A 20,312-nucleotide genomic window follows, 5' to 3' on the forward strand; every position below is an offset into this window, starting at 1 on the left:
GGGTCGATGACCCGCCCGTTTGCGTTGCGGGCGGCCATGGCGTTGAATGCGCAGCCTTGGATGTGATTTTCCCCCTTGGGGCTGCGGCATGACTTCTTCTTCCCACCGGGTGCAGGGCCTCAACAACGACGAGGTCGCTGCCGACTGGCCGCCGATCAGCACCGCAGACCTCGCGTGGCTGCGCCAGCGCTTTCCGCAGCTGGATGCGGACAGCCAGCCGCACTGGCACAGTCCTCGGCCGTTGTCGGCCGCCGCCATCGTCAATGGCACGCGCGGACCGGTGTTCATCAAGCGCCACCACCACAGCGTGCGCAGCGCCGCCTGCCTGGAAGAAGAACACCACTTCATCCTCCATCTCGCTGCCGCCGGCGTACCGGTGGTGCAGGTGCTTGCGGCAGCCGATGGCCGCACCGCAGTCGAGCACGGCGAATGGACCTTCGAGCTGCATGCCGTGGGCGTGGGCGAGGACCTGTACCGCGATGCCGTGTCGTGGTCGTTGCTGACCGATGTCGCGCAGGCCCGCGAAGCCGGCCGCATGCTGGCCCGGCTGCACTGTGCCGCCGCCAGCTATCACGCGCCACAACGCAGTACCCATCTGCTGGTGGCGCGCGACGACCTGATCCGCGCCGACGATCCGATCGCCGCGATCAAAGCCGAACTGCCCACACGACCGGGTCTGGCCCGCTACCTCGCGCGCATTCCGTGGGAAACCCAGCTTCGCCGCGACGTGCTGCCGTGGCACGCCGGCCTGGCCCAGCGCCTGCGCGACGAACCGCGGCTGTGGGCGCACAACGACTGGCATGTTTCCAACCTGCTGTGGCGCGATGGGCAGGTCAGCACCGTGCTGGATTTCGGCCTGGCCTCGCCCACCAGCGCACTGTTCGACCTCGCCACCGCGATCGAGCGCAACGCGGTGGCCTGGCTGGAACTGGAGCGCGGCCTGGAGGCGGTGCGCATCGACATCGCACTGGCGTTGCTCGACGGCTACCGCGAGGTACAGCCACTGTCGGCAGCACGCGTGCAGCTGCTGGCCGACCTGCTGCCGATGGTGCATTTCGACTTCGCACTGTCCGAAGTGGAGTACTTCGAAGGCATCACCGGCTCCACCGCAAACGCGGATGTGGCGTGGCAGCCGTTCATGCTGGGGCATCCGGCGTGGTTCCACAGCGCGCCGGGACAGGCACTGCTGCAGGCGTTGCACGCAGCGGCGTGACCCGGTTGGCGCACCGTTGGGGTCAGAGCCCTTTCCTGCGGAAAGGGCTCTGACCCCGCTGCCTGAAGGGCACCAGCTCGCAAATCCGTACCATTTGTAGTGAAATGGTGACCTGAAGCGGGGGTGCCTGGATCTGCCAGGCTGAGAGAGTCCCTTGGAACCTGATCCGGTTTGCACCGGCGTAGGGAGCTTTGAGCCGCAGCCACACCCCCGTCATGGGCCGGTGCACCTGCGCGCCGTCGCTTCGTCTCCCTTGTTGTCCGAAGACGAACCGAATGAACCGCTGCCTGCACCCCACCCTGCTCTCCCTCGCCCTTTGCGCCGCGCTGCCGCTGCACGCCAGCGAAGCCGAGGCGTCCCCCGATGCGGCTGCCACCGGCGCCGAGCGTTCGCCGACCGAACTGGCGGCGGTGCGCGTGCAGGCCGGCAAGCCGAAGGCCGATACCTCGCGCGTGAACGCCTTTGGTGGTGGTTCCTGGAAGGACACGCCGGCGTCGGTGAACGTGCTTGAGCGCGACTACCTCGACCGCCGCCAGGTGCGTTCGCTGTCCGAGCTGGCCAGCAACGATGCCTCGCTGGGCGATGCGTATGCGCCGGTGGGCTACTACCAGAACATCGCCATCCGCGGTTTCGCGCTGGACGCCGCCACCGGCTACCGCTTCAACGGCCTGTCCATCGCCGGCGAACAGCGCCTTGCGCTGGAGAACGTGCAGTCGGTGGAGATCCTCAAGGGTGAAGCCGGCTTGGCCGCAGGCGTGATGGCGCCCGGCGGCATCATCAATTACATCGGCAAGCGCCCGGCCGAAGTGCGCAGCGCCACGCTCGGCACCGATTCGGAAGGCTCGCGCTACGTCGCCGTCGATGTCGGCCACTGGATCACTCCGCGTTTCGGCCTGCGTCTGAATGCCGCATGGGACTCCAGCAATTCCTATGTCGAGCACGCCGATGGCCGTCGCAACTTCTATTCGCTGGCCGCCGACTGGCTGATCGGCGAACGCGGCAAGCTGGAAGTGGATGCCAACTACCAGACCAGTTCTCAGCGCTCGGTGTCCGGCTACCAGCTGCTGGGCGCGCGCGAGCTGCCACACGGCGTGGATCGCGAATTCCTGCTGGGCTACCAGCCGTGGCAGCGTCCGGTCGACATTGCCAGCACCAACATCACCGCGCTGCATACCTACGAATTCAACGATGCCTGGCAGTCGCGCGTCTCGGTCGGCCACAGCCGCTCGGTCATCGATGACAACGTCGCCTTCGCCTACGGTTGCTACTACGCCGCGCAGTGCGCCGATGGCAGTGTGCCGGGCAACTACTTCGCGCCCAATGGCGACTACGACGTCTACGACTACCGCAGCCCGGATGACACCCGCCGCAACCAGCAGGCCCGTGCCGAGCTGCGCGGCCGCTTCGAGACCGGCAGCGTCGGCCATGAGCTGACCATCGGTGCCGACTACTTCCGCCGCACCGTGGACAAGCGCCCGAGCGTCAACGAGTACGTGGGCACCAGCAACATCCACGATGCGCAGGTGCCGGTGTTCGAACCGTCGCCGAAGATGCCAGGGCCGTCCGCACGACGCCTGGACAGCCGCCAGACCGCGTTCTTCGCGCTGGACCGGATGAGCTTCGGTGATGACTGGCAGTGGCTGGCCGGCGGCCGCTTCGTGCGCCTGGACGAGCGTGCCTACGACAAGCGTGGTACCCCGCAGCGGCACAGCCGCCTGTCGCGTTTCCTGCCGCAGACCGCCGTGGTGTGGAAGGCCACCGACCAGCTCAATGCCTATGCCAGCTATGTGCGCGGCATCTCGCTGGGCCAGGAAGCGCCGTTCTGGACCAGCAACGCCGATACCTTCCTGCCATCGGTGCAGTCGCGGCAGCTGGAAGTGGGTGTGAAGTACATGCCGGTCGAGGCGCTGACCCTGGGCGCGGCGCTGTTCCGCATTTCGCAGCCGTACCAGTACGCCAAGCCGGACGGCAGCGATGTCGGCTACACCTTCGTCGAGGAAGGCAAGCAGACCCACACCGGCCTGGAGCTGACCGCCAATGGCCAGCTGACCGATGCGCTGCAGATCGTGGCCAGCGCCAGCGTGCTGCGGGCACGCGCGCGCGACACCGGCACGCCCGCCTATGAAGGCCATCAGCTGGTGAACGTGCCGAAGGTGCGCGCCAGCGTGCACGTGGCCTATGCGCTGCCGTTCGTACAGGGCCTGGACGTGACCGGCGGCTGGCGCTATGCCGGTGCCAATGTCGCCCGCGCCGATGGTGGTGTGCGCGCACCGGACTACTCGGTGTTCGATGCCGGCCTGCGCTTCCAGCATCGCCTGCACGAGCGTGCGGTGACCTGGAACCTGTCGGTGGACAACGTGTTCAACCGCTTCTACTGGCGCGATACCGGCAGCAGCGGCGGTGACTACTACCTGTTCCCCGGCGCACCGCGACAGGCCCGCCTGTCGGTGACGTTCGCGCTGTGAGCGGCCTGATGCTGGAGTGGGCCGCCGCGCTGTGCAGCATCCTCGGCGTCTGGCTGATGGCCAAGCGCCGGCTGGTGGCGTGGCCGGTGGGCCTGCTGTCGGTGATGCTGTATGGCCTGGTGTTCGCCGAGGCCAAGCTGTACTCGGACACCCTGCTGCAGGTCGCCTTCGGTGGCTTCCTGGTCTACGGCTGGCTCAACTGGCGGCAGCACGCCGCCGACGAGGGCAGCGTCCGCATCGTGCCACTGGCGCGCGACAAGCTGCTGCGCGACCTGGCCATCGGCCTCTGCGGTGGCGTGGCGCTGGGTGCGGCCATGCACACCTTCACCGATGCCGCGCTGCCGTGGCTGGACGCGATGCTGACCGCGCTGAGCCTGGTCGGCCAGTGGTGGCAGGCACGCCGCCACGTGGCCTGCTGGTGGGTGTGGATCGCGGTGGACGTGGTGTACGTGGGTGCGTACCTGTTCAAGTCGCTGCATGTGACCGCCGCGCTGTACGTGTTCTTCCTCGGCCTGGCCGTGTTCGGGCTGCGCGCATGGAGCGCAGCTGCGCGTGAACCGCAGGTGGCAACGCAGTAGAGCCACGCCGTGCGTGGCCGGGGTTTACCGGTTGTCGCCAACCTTGGTTGGCGCACGCCTGCCGATCAAGGTCGGCATCTACCAGGCCCATCCACGCATGGCGTGGATCTACTGGGTAAGCAGCAGGCCCAGCCGCAGCGGCTGGCGCATGTCAGCCGGTGGGGCGGCCTGCAACGGCGCGGACTGCAATGTCGCGCGCAGGTCGGCGTCGATCTGGGCGTCGCCCAGGCTGCCGAATTCGAGTTCCGAAATGCGGCCATCCGCCGCGATCCACACGCTCACCGGCAACGGCGTCGGCGTATCCGGGTGTGCCTGCATCCATTCCAGCACGCGCTGCGCCCGCGGATCCTGCTCCTGCTGCAGGCGCTGCTGCAGCTGGCCGCCCACGGCGGCGGCATAGGCCATCCAGTGTGCGGGAGCCTCCTGCGCGGAAACGCTGGCACTTCCAAGTGCGAGCGCACCGAACAGCGCGGCCAACGGCCGCCACCAGCGGCGCACGCCGGCCCTGTTTCCTGCCATGACCATCGCCAGCCTCCTGCGCTTCCATCCAACCTCTGATGGTCGGCGCGATAGATGACAGGCAGATGGCGGGCGGTAATGGCCAGCGCGTAGACCGCAGGCCTGGCGCTATCAGTCGCCCAGGTCGGCCAGCACCTTGCGCGACGGCGCGAAGAAGGTCACGCCGGTGGTGGCGGTGGAGAAGTCCAGGATGCGGTCATGCAGCGGCGCGGGATTGCCGATGAACATGCGCTCGAGCATCTTCTCGATCACCCACAGGTGGCGCGTGTAGCCGATGAAGTAGGTGCCGTACTCGCCACGGCCCGGGTTCGCGAAGGGCATGTTGTCGCGCAGGATCTCGTGCTCGCCGTCGGCATCCTCGATGGTGCACAGCGTCTTGTGCGATTTCTGCGCATCGGCCGGCGCATCATCCAGCTCGATGTTGTCGTGCTTGGTGCGGCCGATGATCGCTTCCTGCGCTTCGGTCTTCTGTGCGCGCCAGGCATCGAGGTTGTGCAGGTACTTCTGCACCACCACGTAGCTGCCACCGGCGTGCTCCGGGTCTTCCTCGCCCACGATGGTGGCTTCCGGCAGCGACAGCCCTTCCGGGTTGGCGGTGCCATCGACGAAATCGAGCAGGTCGCGGCCATCGAAATAGCGGAAGCCGGCCACGTCATCAACCGTTTCCACCGCATCACCGAACGCCATCAGCAGGTTGCGCTCGAACGCCACGATCAGGTCCATGGTGCGCGCACGGATGTGGTACAGCAGGTCGCCCGGCGTGGACACCGCGGTGTGGGTCGTGCCCTTGATCTCGCGGAACGGCGCCAGCTCACGCGGCGGCGTGGTACCCACCAGCGGCTGCCACACGCGGTGGCCAATGGCCACGTTGCAGGTGAAGGTGCGCTCGATCTCGCGGATGGCGGTGTTCTTGATCAGGTCGTCGGTGCTGGCCAGTACCTCGCGCGCCTTTGCGATCGATGCCTCGTCATCCTTCACCTTCAGCACCAGGAACGCCGCCGAATGGGTCAGTGGCGCGGTGATCTGCTGCGGCTCGTTGTCGAGCGTGTGGTTGAGGGCGGTGATCGGTGCGGGCTGGGAGTTCACGACGGTTCCTGCTGGCTTGAGGCGGGCGCATCGCGTGTAGCGATGTGCGGGCGATCATAGCGGAACCACCTGACCGGGGACGGAGCGGTTCTCGTTCCGTCCACCGGCGAAGGTACGAAGACCTCAATCCACATCACTCCAGACCGCCAGCTCGTAGCCATCCAGATCGCGGAAGTGGAAGCGACGGCCACCGGGGAAGGCGAATACCGCCTGCACCACCTCGCCACCGGCAGCGACCACACGCTGCTGCGCATCCGCCAGGTCCGCGCAGTAGAGAATGACCAGCGGACCACCGTGCGCACGCACCGGCGCGTCGGAAACGAAACCACCTTTCAGGCGACCATCGTCGAACTCGGTGTAGGCGGGGCCGTAGTCGATGAAGCACCACCCGAATACCTCGCCGTAGAAGCGTTTGCTGCGGGCGATGTCGGCGACGTTGAATTCGATGTTGTCGATGCGGCGTTCGGCACCGGGGGTGGCGTGGCTCATGGTGGACTCCGTGGTTGGAGCCTGCAGCATCGATCAGCGTGGTCTGCCTGTCTTGAACGAAACGGCCATCATTGTCCCCACTCCCCGCGAAGTTCGCGTGCGGTCATGCCAGCCAGTTCGCGGGCCTCGCGGCTGAGATGGGCCTGGTCGGCATAGCCGGCATCGACGGCCAGCATCGCCAACGAATGCTGCGGCAACCCACGGCTGTGGCGCAGGAAGCGTTGCAGGCGCAGGATCCGCTCCAGCGTCTTGGCGCCGTAGCCGAACTGCGCCTGGCTGATACGGCGCAGGCTGCGCGGGCTCAGGTTCAAGCCTGCCGCCAGCTCGTCCAACGTAGCTTGGCCACGGCCAAGCGCGTGGAACAACACATGCGCCCGTTGCGCCTGCACGTCGAGGGCCGCCGCGCCCATGTGCTGCTGCAGGCACTGCGCCATCCGCTGCAATCGTTGGGCCGGCGCGGTATCGCCAATGGATGCAGCGGCTGCTGTGGCCCATCCGCCCTTCAGATCGGCCAACGGCACCGCCTGTCCAATGATGCCGGCCAATGGCAATCCCAACGCGGCCAACGCCTGGCCGGGACGAAAGCGCGCACCCAGCACCTGCGCACCGGGTGCAAGCGCCGGATGCGCAGCCACACGATCCGGGCCGACCACGAACAACGCGCCGTCACGCCAGAGGATGTCCACGCAGCCATCGGGCAGCACGGTGATATGGCCATCGGCATCCGCAGCGAGCTGGCTCTGCCATAGCTGGCCGAAATGGCCACGCAGCGGCGCTGGCGCCCGGTGCTCCTGATAGGCCGTGTCGGTACCTGCGAGGGAGGAAGGGTCGCCCATGCCGCATTGTGGCGCCCAGAAGCCCATAAAAGTGAAGCCCGGCGCGAGGCCGGGCTTCGGTTGGCGTGTGGGAGAGAGAGAGAGTCACACGCCAGCACAACACGCACTAACGACAGGCGTTTGTTACCAGGTGAAGCGCGGGCCCACGAACCACTCGCGGTCGCCGGCCTTGGCCAGCTTCACTTCGCCACTCAGGCCCCAGTTCTGGTTGAACTTGGCGGTGGCGCCGACGCGGCCGTAGAACTCGCCGTCCGGGTTGATGCCGTGCTTCTTGGTGAAATCTTCGTAGCCGGCCATCACGTAGCCTTCCACGTACGGGTTGAACGCAGTGCGCACGCCCACTTCGGTGGAGTAGCCGTTGAAGTCCAGGCCGCGCTTCTCGTCGTACTTCTGGTAGGCAACACGGGCCACCAGGTCGGTGTTCGGTGCGATGCCGTAGTTGTAACCGACACCCAGGCGCCACTGGTCGACGTCATTCTTGAACTTGTCGGTCTCCTGGGCGCTGTAGTCGCCGAAGACGTGGAAGTTCGGGTGCACCGCAACGGAACCCTTCACCTTCCAGCCATCGGCGTCGCCGCCCTTGGCATCGGTGTTCACGTAGCCGCCTTCAACGTAGTTGTACGACAGGCCATCGGTCGCCGATGCAGCGAACGGCAGAGCAGCCAGAAGACCCAGGGCAAGCAGCGAATTCTTGTTCATCGGGACACACCTTTAATTATTTTGGTTTCGTCGACCGCCTCCCGGGAGGGGGAGAGAGAAGAGGCGGTCGACAGGTGTGAATTATCCGTTAGAGGGTCTAATCGACCCTGAATATTGAACTGACTGGTGTATAAATATGGTTCCCGTTCAGGGAACTCCGCATGGCATTGCCGGCGGCTTCTTACGCGCACCACGCTCGATGCTTGATGCGGGCGCTGATCCTGATCGCCTCGCCGGTCGCGCTGCTGCAGGCACAGGCGGCTGAGCGCGTCGTTCCTGCCGGGCGCATCGTCGTACAGACAGACGATGTCACGTGCTTCTTCAAGGTGCTGGACGCCAACCACGGGCGCCCAAGCGCCGATGATCTGCAGCACGGCTACCTGGATGCGGGTACGGATGCCCTGCGCAGCTTCACCGACAGCCGTATCGGCTCGATGGAGCGGCTGGCCAGGGCCATCCAGGACAAGCCGTCACTGTTTGCGAAAGCGAGAACCACAGCATTGCCATCGATCCGCACGCGCGTCGCCGCTGCCGTCGATCAGCTGGGCGCCCTGTTGCCGTCTGCGCGCTTTCCCTCGGTCACCGTACTGGTGGGCCGCGGCAACAGTGGTTGCGTTACCACCGAAGCAGGTGTGGTCATCGGACTGGAAGCGCTGTGCAACGCCGACTGGATGCAGGCCGATGTAAGTGACCGCTTCGTGCATCTGATCGCCCATGAGTATGTGCACGTGCAACAGCCCGGTGCACGCGTGGAAGTCGAGCAGCCCACCCTGCTCTATCAGACGCTGGTGGAAGGCGGCGCCGAATACGTGGGAGAACGGATCTCCGGGCAACCGTCCAACGCGCATCTGCAGCGTTGGACGCAGGGTCGCGAGTGAGCGCTGGAGCGCGCGTTCCTGCAGGACAGCATGGGTACCGATCTTTCGAAGTGGCTGTACAACGGCCCCGGCGACGACACGCGCCGCGGAGACCTCGGCTACTGGAAATGTCCAGCCTGGAAACGCTGCAGCGCTGCTGGAAGCAAGTGGATGGCAACCTGCGTGCGGAGCAGGCGGAAGCACGCAGGCGCAGATGCCGTGATGCCGGCTTCATGCTGGTGAATGGGTGATATTGAACAGGCACAAGGCGATCCGCCGGTGCAGATCAGCTCGCTTGATCCCGCTTGTTAAGGTTTGTTGATTTACCGACCTTCACAGCCCATCCACGTCTTCCAACTGCAGCTGAAAGCGCTTGGTAGCGCCGGGAACAAACGCCGCTATATTCCAGCTTCCCCAGACGAAGGAGGGAGTGGAATGAAACTGACCTCGCAACACATGAAGATGGCCCGTGCACTCAGCGTGGCGCTCATCGCCACCGTGAGCCTTGGCGCTTGCGCCTCTTACAAGAACGAGTTTGCAACGATCAACTCGCGTCTCGACCAGCTCGATGTAAAGGTGCAGGGCGCCGCCCAGAGTGCCGAGTCCGCCAACCAGTCGGCGCAGCAGGCCAACCAGCGTCTGGACCAGATCGAAGGCCGCGTGCAGCAGCTTGAAAGGGCACCTGCCGGCCGCAAGCCGCGCGGCTGATCGCTCCCTCACCGTTTGAATTGATCCACCTCTGTATCGGGAACCAGTGGCCTTCGCCGGCCACTGGCGTCCTTCCACCCGCGGTCTCAATGCAAGGAGCCGTCCCATTCGTACCTCCTCCTCCCCTGCACGTCGTGCCCTCCCTGTGTTGATGTTGGCACTGGCCGTAGCGTGCAGCGGCGCAGCCAGCGCCAAGGGCAAGGACAAGGAAGCGCCTGAACAGCGGAGTGCCGCCGTTGATGAACTTCCCGCTGACCAGAGCGTCTCCGAGACGGTGATCGAACTGGCCGGCTGGGTGGTCGCCAGCAAGGACAACCAGGGTTATCCGTTCGCGATCATGGACAAGGCGGCTGCGCAGGTACTGGTCTTCGGCGGCGACGGCAAGCTGCGCGGCGCGGCACCGGCGCTGTTCGGTTCGGCCATCGGCGATCACTCTGCACCCGGCGTTGCCAAGCTCGCGCTGAGTGCGATTCCAGGCCATGACCGCACCACCCCAGCGGGCCGTTTCATTGGTGGCTACGGCCCCTCCGACGATGCCGGACGCGTGCTGTGGGTGGACTACGATTCCGCCGTCTCGATGCATCCGCTTCCGCCAGGCACCCCGAAAGAGAAGCGCGCCGAACGGCTGGCATCACCTTCGCCGGACGACAACCGCGTTACGCACGGCTGCATCAACGTCACGCCCGCGTTCTACGAGCAGATTGTGCAATCCACGTTCGAGAAGGGCGGCGTGTTCTACATCCTGCCGGACAAGGATTCGATCGCGAAGACATTCCCGGAGTTCGCGCAGAGCCGTGGGGATGCCAAGGACGAAGACGAGAAGGGCGCGCGGCGCGCAAGCAAGTAATGCGCCCATCGGCGGATCAGGAATTCAGGAAGCCGCAGCGCCCGCGGCCCGCGCCAATGCAGCGGCATGCGCATCGCCCTTGCGTTCGCTGTAGCGGTCCACCAGGTAGTCCGACCGCCCTCGCGTCAGCAGCGTGAACTTCACCAGTTCCTCCATCACATCCACCACGCGGTCGTAGTACGGCGAGGGCTTCATTCGTCCATCGTCATCGAACTCCTGCCAGGCCTTGGCCACCGATGACTGGTTGGGGATGGTCAGCATGCGCATCCAACGACCAAGTACGCGCAGCGTGTTGACCGTGTTGAACGACTGCGAACCGCCGCTCACCTGCATCACCGCCAGCGTCCTGCCCTGTGTGGGGCGCACGCTGCCGTCTTCCAGTGGCAACCAGTCGATCTGGTTCTTGAGCACACCGGTGATCGTCCCGTGCCGCTCGGGGCTGACCCAGACCTGGCCTTCCGACCACTGCGACCACGCACGCAACCGCTGCACTTCGGGGTGGCTCTTGTCCACGCTGTCCAGCATGGGCAGCGCATGCGGATCGAACACGCGGGTCTCGCACCCCAGGTAATGCAGCAGCCGCTCGGCTTCCAGCGCCAGCTTGCGACTGAACGACTGCGGCCGAAGCGAGCCGTAGAGCAGGAGGATGCGTGGTGGCCCCAGATCGGCGGCGGCGAGCTGGTGGTGATCGGGCTGGGGCAGCGAGGCTTCTACCAGGTTCGGCAGGTGGGCACTTGTGATTGGCTTATTCATTCGACTATTCTAGAAATATGGAAACGTCGAATGCAATCACTGCCCTGACTGCCTTGGGTCATGCCACCCGCCTGGCTGCCTTCCGCCTGCTGGTGGAGGCCGGCCCGGCAGGACGCATGGCTGGCGACATCGCCACGGCCCTGCTGGTGCCACCGGCTACGCTCAGTTTCCACCTGAAGGAGCTGGTGCAGGCCGGCCTGGTAGAGAGCGAAAGCCAGGGCCGCCATGTGTGCTATCGGGCCAACTTCGATGCCATGAACGGCTTGATCGAGTACCTGACGCACAACTGCTGCGCGGGCTCACCCAGCGATGAGTGCTCGTCCGCAGCACCCGCCTGCAAGTGCTGATACCGCACACGACCTGCCCCATCGAGGCGATTGCCCCATGACCCGTTCTGTCCTGTTCCTCTGTACCGGCAACAGCGCCCGCAGCGTGCTTGCCGAAGCCACCCTGCGCGCCTGGGGCGGCGACCGCTTCACCGCCTTCAGCGCCGGCAGCCAGCCCACCGGTCAGGTCAATCCATTCGCGCTGGCCCAGTTGCAGGCCGAAGGAATGCCCATTGAAGGGCTGCGCAGCAAATCGTGGGATGAGTTCGTGGATGCGGCTCCGATGGATCTGGTGATTGCCGTGTGTGACTCCGCTGCTGCCGAAGCCTGCCCTGTGGTGTTCGGGGACTTCATCCGCAGCCATTGGGGCCTGCCCGATCCGGCCGCCGTAGCAGGCAGCGATGCCGACAAGACCGCAGCCTTCGCGCTGGCTCATGCCATCGTGAAAACCCGCCTGCGTGCGCTGCTCGCACTGCCCGAATCGGTGTGGTCCGAACGCGAAGCGCTGCAGCACGCGCTGGACCGGATCGGCCAGCTGCTGCCGATCGACGGCACGCAGTGACGGTGCCACTGCCATGAGCCTGTTCGAGCGACACCTGACCCTGTGGGTTGTGCTGTGCATTGCGATGGGCACGCTGCTGGGCCACGTCCTGCCCGATGCCTTCGCGGTGCTGGCCGCCGCCGAAGTGGCCAAGGTCAACCTGCCGGTTGCAGTGCTGATCTGGCTGATGATCATCCCGATGCTGCTGAAGGTCGACTTCGGCGCGATGCGTCAGTTGCAGCAGCACTGGAAGGGCATCGGGGTGACGCTGTTCATCAACTGGGCGGTCAAGCCGTTCTCGATGGCGCTGCTGGGCTGGCTGTTCCTACGCCATGCCTTCGCCGACTGGTTGCCGCCAGGGCAGATCGACAGCTACGTCGCCGGGTTGATCCTGCTGGCAGCCGCGCCCTGCACCGCCATGGTGTTCGTGTGGAGCAACCTGTGCCGCGGCGATGCCAACTTCTCGCTGAGCCAAGTGGCCCTGAACGACGCGATCATGGTGGTCGCGTATGCGCCGGTAGTTGCGCTGCTGCTCGGCCTGTCGGCGATCAGCGTGCCGTGGGACACCTTGCTGTTGTCGGTGAGCCTCTACATTGTGGCGCCCGTGCTGGTGGCCGCGCTGCTGCGGCGCTGGATCCTGTTGCTCAGCGGCGAGGCGGGCCTGCAACGTGCGCTTCGAAGGCTGGGGCCGCTTTCCCTGTCCGCCCTGCTGCTCACGCTGGTGCTGCTGTTCGGGTTCCAGGGCCAGCAGATCGTGAAGCAACCGCTGGTGATTGCACTGATTGCAGTGCCGATCCTGATCCAGGTCTACTTCACTTCAGGCCTGGCCTATCTGCTCAACCGTCGGCTGGGCGTGGCGCATTGCGTGGCCGGTCCTTCGGCGTTGATTGGTGCCAGCAACTTCTTCGAACTGGCGGTGGCGACAGCGGTGGGGCTGTTCGGCGTGCATTCGGGGGCGGCGCTGGCGACGGTGGTGGGCGTGCTGATCGAGGTGCCGGTCATGCTTTCTGTTGTGCGGATCGTGAATCGTACTCAAGCCTGGTACGAGAGACGCGAAGAGCACTGACATACCGGAGTGCGTCGAAGTCGATCTACGCTCTTCACTCCGCACTGTCGTCATCGGCTTGGTGGGGTACCCGTACGCCACGTCATCAACTTCGACCGATGTCGCATATTCCCCATGCCGCTACGGACGTTGCGCCGTCTGCGTCTGCGACGGCTTAACAGCATGCAAAAATGCCGAAAGCGTCTTTGATCCAGCGTTGAATACAACTCTTCTGATTGGCGTTGCGCAGCGACGGCGGTACAGATGGTGGGCCACCGGAAAATGGGTGGCCGGGCCTCGAAAACCCGTTAGATCACGAACGTTGTTTGCGCTTGCCAGCCGGCGTCACCCCGCGTGGCGCCGGCTGGCATTCCGTCTGCCGACTATGGCGGGCGGAGCGTGGAGGCCTTGCGCCTGCCGGTCTTGTTCGTGATCTCCCGGTTTTCGAGCCACGTCTCCGCCCGCCACCCTTGTGTGGCGGCTACCGTCTGTCCTGCACGGAGCATTGCCATGACCTCACCGGACTTCCCGCGCCTGCATCCGCATCACTCGCCCGCCAATGCCGGTGAGTCGCCAGATCACACCCCTGCGGCCGATCCGAACACCTTCATCGCCACCCTCAACCGCATCGGCAAGGGCGCGGCCGCCGACGGCCAGCCCTGGCCCGAACGTCATCAGATGCCCGGCCGCCGCATGGCGCTGGCCGACGCGGACTGCGCGTTGGCCGGGCTGCGCGTGGCACTGGAAATGATGCTGGCGGCCGAGCGCGTGCGCCAGAACGGTCCCGACCACGAGTACGTGGGCGACCGCGTGATGGAGGGCCTGATGATGGCCAGTCTGTCGCTGACCGCACAGGTCAGCGCACGCATGCGGCCGGAAGGGTGATACGGGGAGCAACGCTCACTGCAGCGCCGGGCACGGCCCGGCGCCGCGGCGGGCGCCGTGTCACTCGCAGAGCGCGCTGTCTTCCTTCAACGCGGCATCCTGCAGTGGCTGGCGCTGTTCGATCTGCGCACGTTGTTCCGCCGTCGGCTCGCCCAGCCACCACACACGGCAGCGCGCGGTAAGACGGCCGACCATCTTCGCCTGATCGGGCGAATACAGCATCGCCAATGCGGTGCCGGGGCAGTCGTGGGCCTGGCAGGCGGTGTAGAACCACCACGGCTCGCCCTGCAGCACCACCAGTTCGCCAGGCCCGCTGGGCCCGCTCAACAGCCGCTCGCGCAGCGACGGAATCTCTTTGTCGGCGGATTCGGCCGCGGCCGTGTTCTTCATCAGGGCGTTGAACGCGGTCAGCACCTTCCGGTCCTTGCGGCCGCAGTCGTCCACGGTATTGCCGCCCACCAGGGTGAAGAAATGGGTCGCCAGCGGGTTGTCTGCGCAGGTGAGTTCGCCGCCGGCACTCGGGTCTTCCGGTTCGCCTTCGTTGTCCCACACCGAAGGGTCCACACCGTCTTCGATGGACGGTTCCTTTTCGACCACCGTCGCCGTGGCAGCCGGTGCTTCGGTGGTCGGTGCCGGTGCGGCCGGTGCTGCATCCGGCGCCGGTGCCTGTCCGCAGGCGGCCAGCAGCGCGGCCATCATCGCCATCCCTGTGATTCGAATCTTCATTCCGTGTCCTTGTCTGATCTGCGCTGCATGCGCCACGCGGGCAGCTGCGTGATTCTAACCAGCGCCGCGCTAGGATGCGTCTGAAGCCTTCCCATCATCGCCAGGGCCTGGACGCATGCGCCGCACACGACTCGCCATGATGTTCTGCAGTGCCCTGCTGCTGGCATCGCCGGCAATCGCCCACGATGCAGAAGGCGCGCAGCCTCTCCCGGATGCAGCCCTGCCCGCGCCGCTGGAGCGCGTGCTGCGCGACTACGAGCAGGCGTGGCGCACCGGTGATGCCAAGGCGCTGGCCGGGCTGTTCACCGAGGATGGCATTGTGCTGCAGAGCAACCAGCCGCCGGTGCGCGGCCGCAGCGCGATCGAAGCCGCGTATGCCGGCCAGGGCAGCAGTCCGTTGCGGCTGCGTGCCTTGGCGTATGCGGTGGAGGGGAATACGGGTTACATCATCGGTGCGTACAGCTACGGCAACAACGTGGGCGACATCGGCAAGTTCACGCTGACGCTGAAGCGCGTGGGTGACGGCCCGTGGATGATCTTCTCGGACATGGACAACGGCAACGCGCCGCCACGGGCGCGGTGAGGGTTTTCCGCCAGGCATGGCCCCGCGCTACCGGACGCCAACCAAGGTTGGCAGCTACCAGAAGCAGGTTCCGGAGTAGATCCACGCCATGCGTGGATGCAGCGCGCAAAAAAAACCCGGCGCGTGGCCGGGGTTTTTCGATTCACTTGAACAGCGTGTCCGGATACTCCGGTTTCTGTTCCCGTGCCAGCAATGCGCGCAGGCCTTCTTCAGGCGTCTGCTCGCCGTGCAGCACGGCACGCACGCGGTCGGAGATCGGCAGGTCGATGCCATGACGGCGCGCCTGTCGCATCACTTCGTCTGCGGTCTGCACCGACTCGACCACCTGGCCGATTTCGCGGATGGCGTCCTGCAGCGTCTGCCCGCGGCCCAGGGCCAGGCCCAGGCGGCGGTTGCGCGACAGGTCGCCGGTGCAGGTCAGCACCAGGTCGCCCAGCCCCGCCAGGCCCATCAGCGTTTCCGGCTTGGCGCCGATCGCAGCGGCCAGGCGCAGCATCTCGTTGAGACCGCGGGTGATCAGGCCGGCACGGGCGTTCAGGCCCAGCTGCATGCCATCGGCCACGCCGGTGGCCACGGCCAGCACGTTCTTCATCGCACCGCCCAGCTCGGCACCGACCATGTCGTCGCCGGTGTAGGCGCGGAACGCCGGGCCATGCATTGCCTCAGCCACCGTCTGCGCGAACTCGGGCACGTCGCCGTGCACGGTGATCGCGGTCGGCAGGCCCTGGGTCACTTCCTTGGCGAACGACGGCCCGGTGACGACGGCCAGCGGCACGTCCTCGCCCAGCACTTCGCGCGCTACTTCGTGCAGGAAGCGGCCCGAACCGGGTTCAAAACCCTTGGTGGCCCACGCCACACCGGCACCGGCCGGACGCAGCGGCGCCAGCGCGCGCACGGTTTCACCGAACGCGTGCGACGGGGTCACCACCAGGATCCAGGCCGCGCCTTCCACCGCCGACGCCAGGTCAGTGGTGGCACGCAGGCTGTCCGGCAGCGGGATGCCCGGCAGGTAGCGCGGGTTCTCGTGGCGCTGGTCGATGGCCTCGACCACGGCAGCGTCGCGCCCCCACAGCACGGTCGGGTGACCGTGCCGTGCGAGCAGGCTGGCCAGCGCGGTTCCCCAGGAACCGGCGCCGAGCACGGCGATCTTGTCAGCGGTAGTGCTCATCCGTGACGTCGCGGCCGGAATCAGGCGTTGCCGGCCGGCTCGGAGTCAGCCAGCGACGGTGCGTCGCCCTGCTCCTGGCGCTGGCGCAGGGTTTCTGCGTACAGGCCTTCGAAGTTGATCGGCTGCAGGAAGAACGGCGGGAAGCCGCCGGCCTGGATCAGGTCGCTGACCAGCTGGCGCACGTACGGGAACAGGATGTTCGGGCACTGGGTACCGAGCAGCACGTCGATCGACTGCGGGTCCAGGCCGACCAGGCCGAACACGCCGGCCTGCTTCACTTCGGCCACATAGGCGGTGCGCTCACCGGCCTGGCAGGTCAGGGTCACGGCCAGCACCACTTCGAAGGCGTTCTCGCCCAGGCGCTGCACCTGCTGGTTCAGGTTGAGCTGCAGTTCCGGCTGCACCTGGTCATTGAAGATGGTCGGAGCATTCGGCGACTCGAAGGAAACGTCCTTGACGTAGATCTTCTCGACGGTGAAAGCGGGGCCGGTGGCGGCATCGGCCGGCGCAACGGCGCCGTTGGTGGTCTCTTCGGACATTTCCAGTAACTCCAGGTGAATGCAATGAAAACGATGGTCGAACTACTGCGATGGGGGCGGTTCCAGGCCCATACAAGGCCGGATCCGCCACCTGCGACAATCAGTTGCGGCCCTTGACCAGCGGCAGCTCGGCCTGCTGCCAGGCGGGAATGCCGCCGTCGAGCACGTAGACCTTCTCGAAGCCGGCCTTCTTCAGCGCCTTGGCGGCGGTTTCCGAGGCGTTGCCACTGCGGCACACCAGCACCACCGGCGACTGCTTGGCGTTGGCCACCAACTTGTTGTCCGGGCCGAAGGCACTGGCCTGGGCATTGCGGCTGCCGGCGATGTGGCCCTTCTCGAAGTCACCGCTGGCCGACAGGTCGACCACCACCGTGCCACCTGCATTGATCAGCTGGGTCAGTTCGGCGGGCTTGATGCCCTTGAAGCCCCGGAACAGGCGGCGGATCTCGGTGACGATGATGGCCACGGTCAGGCCGACCAGGGCCGCGGACAGCATCGGGTTTCGGCCTGCAAAGGCCAGCAACTCTTCGTAATTCACTCAGGTCACGGGTCGATTAAGCGGGCGCCGATTGTCGCACAAGCCGGACGCGGCCCGTCACTGCCCCTTCCACAGGTCCGGCAGGCCGGCGGTCTGCCACCAGCGCTTGGCCTCGGCATCCCAGCGCCAGCGCTCGACCACCACCACGGTGCGCTCGGCCTGGGTGTTCTGGTTGATCACCCCGATTTCGACCCGGCGCTCGACCAGGCCCCCTTCCAGCGCGGCGCTGCTGCGCTCGCGGTAGGACGACACGCGCAGCTGCGCGTAGCGGTTGAGCTCGAACTCGGTGGGCGGCTTTTCCTTGCGCAGCTTGGGGTCCAGATAGCCAATGGCATCGTCCATGCTGCCCCAGCGGATGGTGGCGCCGTAGGCGATCTGGGTCTCTTCCAGCAGCTTGCGCTGCTTGCGGCTCAGATCGTCGGCCGAAGCCACGGCGCTGACCAGCAGCAGGGAGAGCATCAGGAACTGGATGAGGCGGCGCATCGGTGGTTTCCCCAGAACGTCAGCCTGCCATCCTACCCTTTGGCGAAGGCTACGAAGCGACCACTGAACTCGGCGGCGGGCTTGCCGTCGGCGCCGGGCTGGATGGCGACGATGCTGATACGGGCCTTGCGGCGCTGGCGGAAGGTGTTCAGGAAGGCGTCCCAGCCGGTGGCCTCGGCCGCTTCGGCATGGGCGTGCAGGTCTTCGTAGACCGGCGCCAGGTAGCGCAGGTTGCTGTCGGCCACGTAGACCTCCGCATCGTGGCCGGCCAGGCGCAGGCGCAGGCTGACCAGCGCCCAGCCGGACAGGGTCAGCACCGAGGCCAGGCTGCCACCGAAGGCATTGCCCTTGTCGTTGACGTTGGCGGCCAGCGGCGCGGTGATGCGCAGCACGCCATCGGCATAACCGTCGAGCTGGATCTGCATGGCGCGGACCGCCGGCATGCAGTCCAGCACGTCCTGCAGGGCGGCCAACGAGGAAGTCAGAGCATCAACGGACATCGGAGCAGAGACCACGACAACGAAGGGCCCGCATAATGCAGGCAATGGCCGACCATACGATACCCACTGGCGCCGCCGGTTCCGACGCGGACTGGACCTTCATTTCGCTGCGACCGCAGGGCCAGCATGCGGCGCTGCGCCGCGCCGTTGCTGGGCTGGACGGGCATCTGCTGGCGCTGTCGCCCTGGCGGCTGCAGCGCCTGCATGGCACGCCAGTGGTGCGCCAGCTGCAACGCGCGCTGAACTGCGATCGGGTGGTGTTCACCAGCCCGGCCGCAGTGGCAGCGGCCGCGTCCCTGCTGCCGCTGGCCGACGCGCAGCGCAGCCCGTGGCTGACCGTGGGCGACGGCACCGCGCGTGCGCTGCAGGCGCAGGGGGTCAACGAGGTACATGCGCCGCAGCGGATGGACAGCGAGGGGCTGCTGGCGCTGCCAGTGCTGGCCGACGTACGCGGCCTGCGCATCGGGCTGGTGACCGCCCCCGGCGGGCGCGGCCTGATCGCTGCGCAGTTGCAGGCGGCCGGCGCCAGCATCGAACGTGCCGACGTCTACCAGCGTCGCCTGCTGCGCCTGTCGCCACGCGCACTGGCTCGATTGGCGCATTCAGCGTATCCGTGGGTGCTGGCAGTCAGCAGTGGCGAAGCGCTGCAGCATTTCTGGCAACAGCTTCCACGTGCGTTGCAACAACGCCTGCAGGCCCACGCCAGCGTGGTGGTCGCCAGCGATCGGCTTGGCGAGCAGGCGCAGGCACTGGGCCTGCAGCGCATCAGCCGTAGCGCCGGCCCTGCCGGTGCACAGCTGGTGAGCGCTGCACACGCCACGCTCACCGTCCCGGCAGCGACCTGAACAGGGACGTGGATCACGCTTGCCGCTGTCGTCGGCAACAGTGATGCTGTGCACAACGCGGCCTGCCGGAACCCCACCGGCGACTTGCCGACAAGGAAGCCCGATGAACGAGACCCCGCCCGTTTCCCCGCCCCGTCGACCGGTGCGCTGGCTGCTGCCGCTGGCCGGCGTGGTCGTGCTTGGCGTGGGTGGCTATGCCGGCTGGCGCTTCTGGCATGAGCAACAGGACGCACAGGACGCACAGGCACAGACCACCGCCGTGCAGCTGCAGGGCCTGGAAGCCACGCTGGATGCCCTGCGCCGCGACCAGCGCGCGACCAGCCAACGCCTGCAGGATGCCGCCGCCACCAACCGCGTGCTGCGCGACGAGATGCTTGGCCTTTCGCAGCGTAGTGCGCTGCTGGAAGAAAATCTGGCCAAGCTGGTCGACAGCGCCAACCAGGGCCGGCAGGCGGTGCAGCGCGACGAGGCCGAGCTGCTGCTGACCCAGGCCGCGCAGCGCCTGAACTACGCCGACGATGTGGAAGGTGCGCGTCGTCTGTACGCGCAGGCTGCCACCGCGCTGGCCGATCTGCCCGACAGTGATGGCCTGAACCTGCGCCAGGCACTGGTGCAGGAGCGCGAGGCGCTGGACACGCTCGGCGCCGGACCACGTGTGCAGTCGCTGCAGCGCCTGGATGCATTGGCCAAGGCATTGCAGGGCCTGCCTTCGCAGGTGACGGGCAGCGCCACCGCTAACGCCAGGCCCTGGTGGCAGGCCACGCTGGCACCGTTCGTGGATATCACCCCGAGCCGGCAGAACGGCCCACTGACCGCCGCCGAGCGGCACAACGCCGACGATGCGCTGCAGCTGGAACTGACCCTGGCGCGTGCGGCCATTGAACGTGGCGACCGCAGCGGACGCGATACCGCGTTGACGCGCGTGGAACACTGGGCACAGCGGCGTTGGCCGGATTCACCGGCCCTGCGCGCGCAACGTGCTGAACTGAAGGCCTTGCGCGAGCTTCCGCTGCAGGCCAGCAACACCGTTCTTGGCAGCACCCTGCAGCAACTGCGCACCCAGACCGACCGGAGGTAATCCCG

24 protein-coding genes, 1 pseudogene and 1 riboswitch are annotated in these 20,312 nt (G+C 66.5%); of the genes and pseudogenes, 13 read left to right on the forward strand and 12 right to left on the reverse strand.

Annotated features, from left to right (window positions below):
- Positions 1 to 88 precede the first annotated feature (88 nt).
- The 3 genes from V9K93_RS17625 (at position 89) to pnuC (ending at position 4,256) form a co-directional block, all read left to right on the forward strand.
- On the forward strand, positions 89 to 1,213 hold the full coding sequence (locus V9K93_RS17625) for a phosphotransferase enzyme family protein (protein WP_337302951.1): 1,125 nt from the start codon (positions 89 to 91) through the stop codon (positions 1,211 to 1,213).
- Positions 1,214 to 1,322: 109 nt separating this feature from the next.
- A riboswitch (TPP riboswitch) is annotated at positions 1,323 to 1,418 on the forward strand.
- Positions 1,419 to 1,488: 70 nt separating this feature from the next.
- Positions 1,489 to 3,678: a TonB-dependent siderophore receptor gene (locus V9K93_RS17630; RefSeq protein WP_337302952.1), complete on the forward strand. Its 2,190-nt coding sequence runs from the start codon at positions 1,489 to 1,491 to the stop codon at positions 3,676 to 3,678.
- Between the two features lie 8 nt (positions 3,679 to 3,686).
- Positions 3,687 to 4,256, forward strand: a complete 570-nt coding sequence (pnuC, locus tag V9K93_RS17635; protein ID WP_337302953.1) for a nicotinamide riboside transporter PnuC — start codon at positions 3,687 to 3,689, stop codon at positions 4,254 to 4,256.
- A gap of 108 nt (positions 4,257 to 4,364) precedes the next feature.
- On the opposite strand, the gene V9K93_RS17640 is transcribed toward pnuC, so the two are convergent.
- The 5 genes from V9K93_RS17640 to V9K93_RS17660 all read right to left on the reverse strand — a co-directional run bounded on the left by V9K93_RS17640 (position 4,365) and on the right by V9K93_RS17660 (position 7,885).
- Positions 4,365 to 4,781 (reverse strand): hypothetical protein, encoded by a 417-nt coding sequence (locus V9K93_RS17640; RefSeq protein ID WP_295378586.1) that lies wholly within the window; start codon positions 4,779 to 4,781, stop codon positions 4,365 to 4,367.
- A gap of 105 nt (positions 4,782 to 4,886) precedes the next feature.
- Complete coding sequence (locus tag V9K93_RS17645) at positions 4,887 to 5,861, reverse strand: Dyp-type peroxidase (RefSeq protein WP_337302954.1); 975 nt, start codon at positions 5,859 to 5,861, stop codon at positions 4,887 to 4,889.
- 123 nt (positions 5,862 to 5,984) lie between these two features.
- The gene (locus V9K93_RS17650) at positions 5,985 to 6,350 is read right to left on the reverse strand and encodes a VOC family protein (protein WP_136638485.1); all 366 of its coding nucleotides are present in this window, start codon (positions 6,348 to 6,350) and stop codon (positions 5,985 to 5,987) included.
- Positions 6,351 to 6,418: 68 nt separating this feature from the next.
- Positions 6,419 to 7,186 carry a helix-turn-helix transcriptional regulator gene (locus V9K93_RS17655; RefSeq protein WP_046985360.1) on the reverse strand — a complete coding sequence of 256 codons (768 nt, stop codon included), beginning with the start codon at positions 7,184 to 7,186 and terminating at the stop codon, positions 6,419 to 6,421.
- A gap of 123 nt (positions 7,187 to 7,309) precedes the next feature.
- Positions 7,310 to 7,885, reverse strand: a complete 576-nt coding sequence (locus tag V9K93_RS17660; protein WP_046985361.1) for an OmpO family porin — start codon at positions 7,883 to 7,885, stop codon at positions 7,310 to 7,312.
- Positions 7,886 to 8,091: 206 nt separating this feature from the next.
- Between V9K93_RS17660 and V9K93_RS17665 the strand changes: the two are divergent.
- From V9K93_RS17665 to V9K93_RS17675, 3 genes and pseudogenes are all read left to right on the forward strand, one after another.
- Positions 8,092 to 8,965, forward strand: a pseudogene (locus V9K93_RS17665) (DUF2268 domain-containing putative Zn-dependent protease).
- A 212-nt stretch (positions 8,966 to 9,177) separates the two neighbouring features.
- The gene (locus V9K93_RS17670) at positions 9,178 to 9,450 is read left to right on the forward strand and encodes a hypothetical protein (RefSeq protein ID WP_012509703.1); all 273 of its coding nucleotides are present in this window, start codon (positions 9,178 to 9,180) and stop codon (positions 9,448 to 9,450) included.
- A gap of 154 nt (positions 9,451 to 9,604) precedes the next feature.
- Positions 9,605 to 10,297, forward strand: coding sequence for a murein L,D-transpeptidase (locus V9K93_RS17675; protein ID WP_136638498.1), 693 nt, complete (start codon positions 9,605 to 9,607; stop codon positions 10,295 to 10,297).
- A gap of 24 nt (positions 10,298 to 10,321) precedes the next feature.
- On the opposite strand, the gene arsH is transcribed toward V9K93_RS17675, so the two are convergent.
- Positions 10,322 to 11,050: an arsenical resistance protein ArsH gene (arsH, locus tag V9K93_RS17680; RefSeq protein ID WP_136638484.1), complete on the reverse strand. Its 729-nt coding sequence runs from the start codon at positions 11,048 to 11,050 to the stop codon at positions 10,322 to 10,324.
- 17 nt (positions 11,051 to 11,067) lie between these two features.
- Here arsH and V9K93_RS17685 point away from each other — a divergent pair, with 17 nt between their 5' ends.
- The 4 genes from V9K93_RS17685 (at position 11,068) to V9K93_RS17700 (ending at position 13,847) form a co-directional block, all read left to right on the forward strand.
- Positions 11,068 to 11,397, forward strand: a complete 330-nt coding sequence (locus tag V9K93_RS17685; RefSeq protein WP_136638483.1) for an ArsR/SmtB family transcription factor — start codon at positions 11,068 to 11,070, stop codon at positions 11,395 to 11,397.
- A gap of 37 nt (positions 11,398 to 11,434) precedes the next feature.
- Entirely contained in the window at positions 11,435 to 11,938 is a 504-nt protein-coding gene (locus V9K93_RS17690; protein WP_337302955.1) for an arsenate reductase ArsC, read from the forward strand.
- Between the two features lie 13 nt (positions 11,939 to 11,951).
- Complete coding sequence (gene arsB / locus V9K93_RS17695; RefSeq protein ID WP_337302956.1) at positions 11,952 to 12,983, forward strand: ACR3 family arsenite efflux transporter; 1,032 nt, start codon at positions 11,952 to 11,954, stop codon at positions 12,981 to 12,983.
- 489 nt (positions 12,984 to 13,472) lie between these two features.
- Entirely contained in the window at positions 13,473 to 13,847 is a 375-nt protein-coding gene (locus V9K93_RS17700; protein ID WP_136638482.1) for a hypothetical protein, read from the forward strand.
- Positions 13,848 to 13,907: 60 nt separating this feature from the next.
- Here V9K93_RS17700 and V9K93_RS17705 read toward each other — a convergent pair whose 3' ends face one another.
- Positions 13,908 to 14,573, reverse strand: a complete 666-nt coding sequence (locus tag V9K93_RS17705) for an Ivy family c-type lysozyme inhibitor (RefSeq protein ID WP_295378543.1) — start codon at positions 14,571 to 14,573, stop codon at positions 13,908 to 13,910.
- Positions 14,574 to 14,709: 136 nt separating this feature from the next.
- Between V9K93_RS17705 and V9K93_RS17710 the strand changes: the two genes are divergently transcribed.
- Positions 14,710 to 15,156: a YybH family protein gene (locus V9K93_RS17710; protein WP_046985368.1), complete on the forward strand. Its 447-nt coding sequence runs from the start codon at positions 14,710 to 14,712 to the stop codon at positions 15,154 to 15,156.
- A gap of 142 nt (positions 15,157 to 15,298) precedes the next feature.
- On the opposite strand, the gene V9K93_RS17715 is transcribed toward V9K93_RS17710, so the two are convergent.
- The 5 genes from V9K93_RS17715 to V9K93_RS17735 all read right to left on the reverse strand — a co-directional run bounded on the left by V9K93_RS17715 (position 15,299) and on the right by V9K93_RS17735 (position 18,384).
- Entirely contained in the window at positions 15,299 to 16,324 is a 1,026-nt protein-coding gene (locus tag V9K93_RS17715; RefSeq protein ID WP_046985369.1) for an NAD(P)H-dependent glycerol-3-phosphate dehydrogenase, read from the reverse strand.
- Between the two features lie 20 nt (positions 16,325 to 16,344).
- Positions 16,345 to 16,863 carry a protein-export chaperone SecB gene (gene secB / locus V9K93_RS17720; protein WP_046985370.1) on the reverse strand — a complete coding sequence of 173 codons (519 nt, stop codon included), beginning with the start codon at positions 16,861 to 16,863 and terminating at the stop codon, positions 16,345 to 16,347.
- A gap of 100 nt (positions 16,864 to 16,963) precedes the next feature.
- Positions 16,964 to 17,401: a rhodanese-like domain-containing protein gene (locus V9K93_RS17725; RefSeq protein WP_004134671.1), complete on the reverse strand. Its 438-nt coding sequence runs from the start codon at positions 17,399 to 17,401 to the stop codon at positions 16,964 to 16,966.
- Positions 17,402 to 17,458: 57 nt separating this feature from the next.
- Positions 17,459 to 17,884 carry a hypothetical protein gene (locus tag V9K93_RS17730; protein WP_046985371.1) on the reverse strand — a complete coding sequence of 142 codons (426 nt, stop codon included), beginning with the start codon at positions 17,882 to 17,884 and terminating at the stop codon, positions 17,459 to 17,461.
- A 32-nt stretch (positions 17,885 to 17,916) separates the two neighbouring features.
- Positions 17,917 to 18,384 carry a YiiD C-terminal domain-containing protein gene (locus tag V9K93_RS17735; protein WP_046985372.1) on the reverse strand — a complete coding sequence of 156 codons (468 nt, stop codon included), beginning with the start codon at positions 18,382 to 18,384 and terminating at the stop codon, positions 17,917 to 17,919.
- Between the two features lie 35 nt (positions 18,385 to 18,419).
- Between V9K93_RS17735 and V9K93_RS17740 the strand changes: the two genes are divergently transcribed.
- Together V9K93_RS17740 and V9K93_RS17745 are read left to right on the forward strand one after the other, a co-directional pair.
- Positions 18,420 to 19,229 (forward strand): uroporphyrinogen-III synthase, encoded by an 810-nt coding sequence (locus V9K93_RS17740; RefSeq protein WP_046985373.1) that lies wholly within the window; start codon positions 18,420 to 18,422, stop codon positions 19,227 to 19,229.
- A gap of 103 nt (positions 19,230 to 19,332) precedes the next feature.
- The gene (locus V9K93_RS17745) at positions 19,333 to 20,307 is read left to right on the forward strand and encodes a uroporphyrinogen-III C-methyltransferase (RefSeq protein ID WP_337302957.1); all 975 of its coding nucleotides are present in this window, start codon (positions 19,333 to 19,335) and stop codon (positions 20,305 to 20,307) included.
- Positions 20,308 to 20,312 lie beyond the last annotated feature (5 nt).

Source organism: Stenotrophomonas sp. CCNWLW162 (assembly GCF_037203745.1).
GTDB lineage: Bacteria > Pseudomonadota > Gammaproteobacteria > Xanthomonadales > Xanthomonadaceae > Stenotrophomonas > Stenotrophomonas maltophilia_AQ.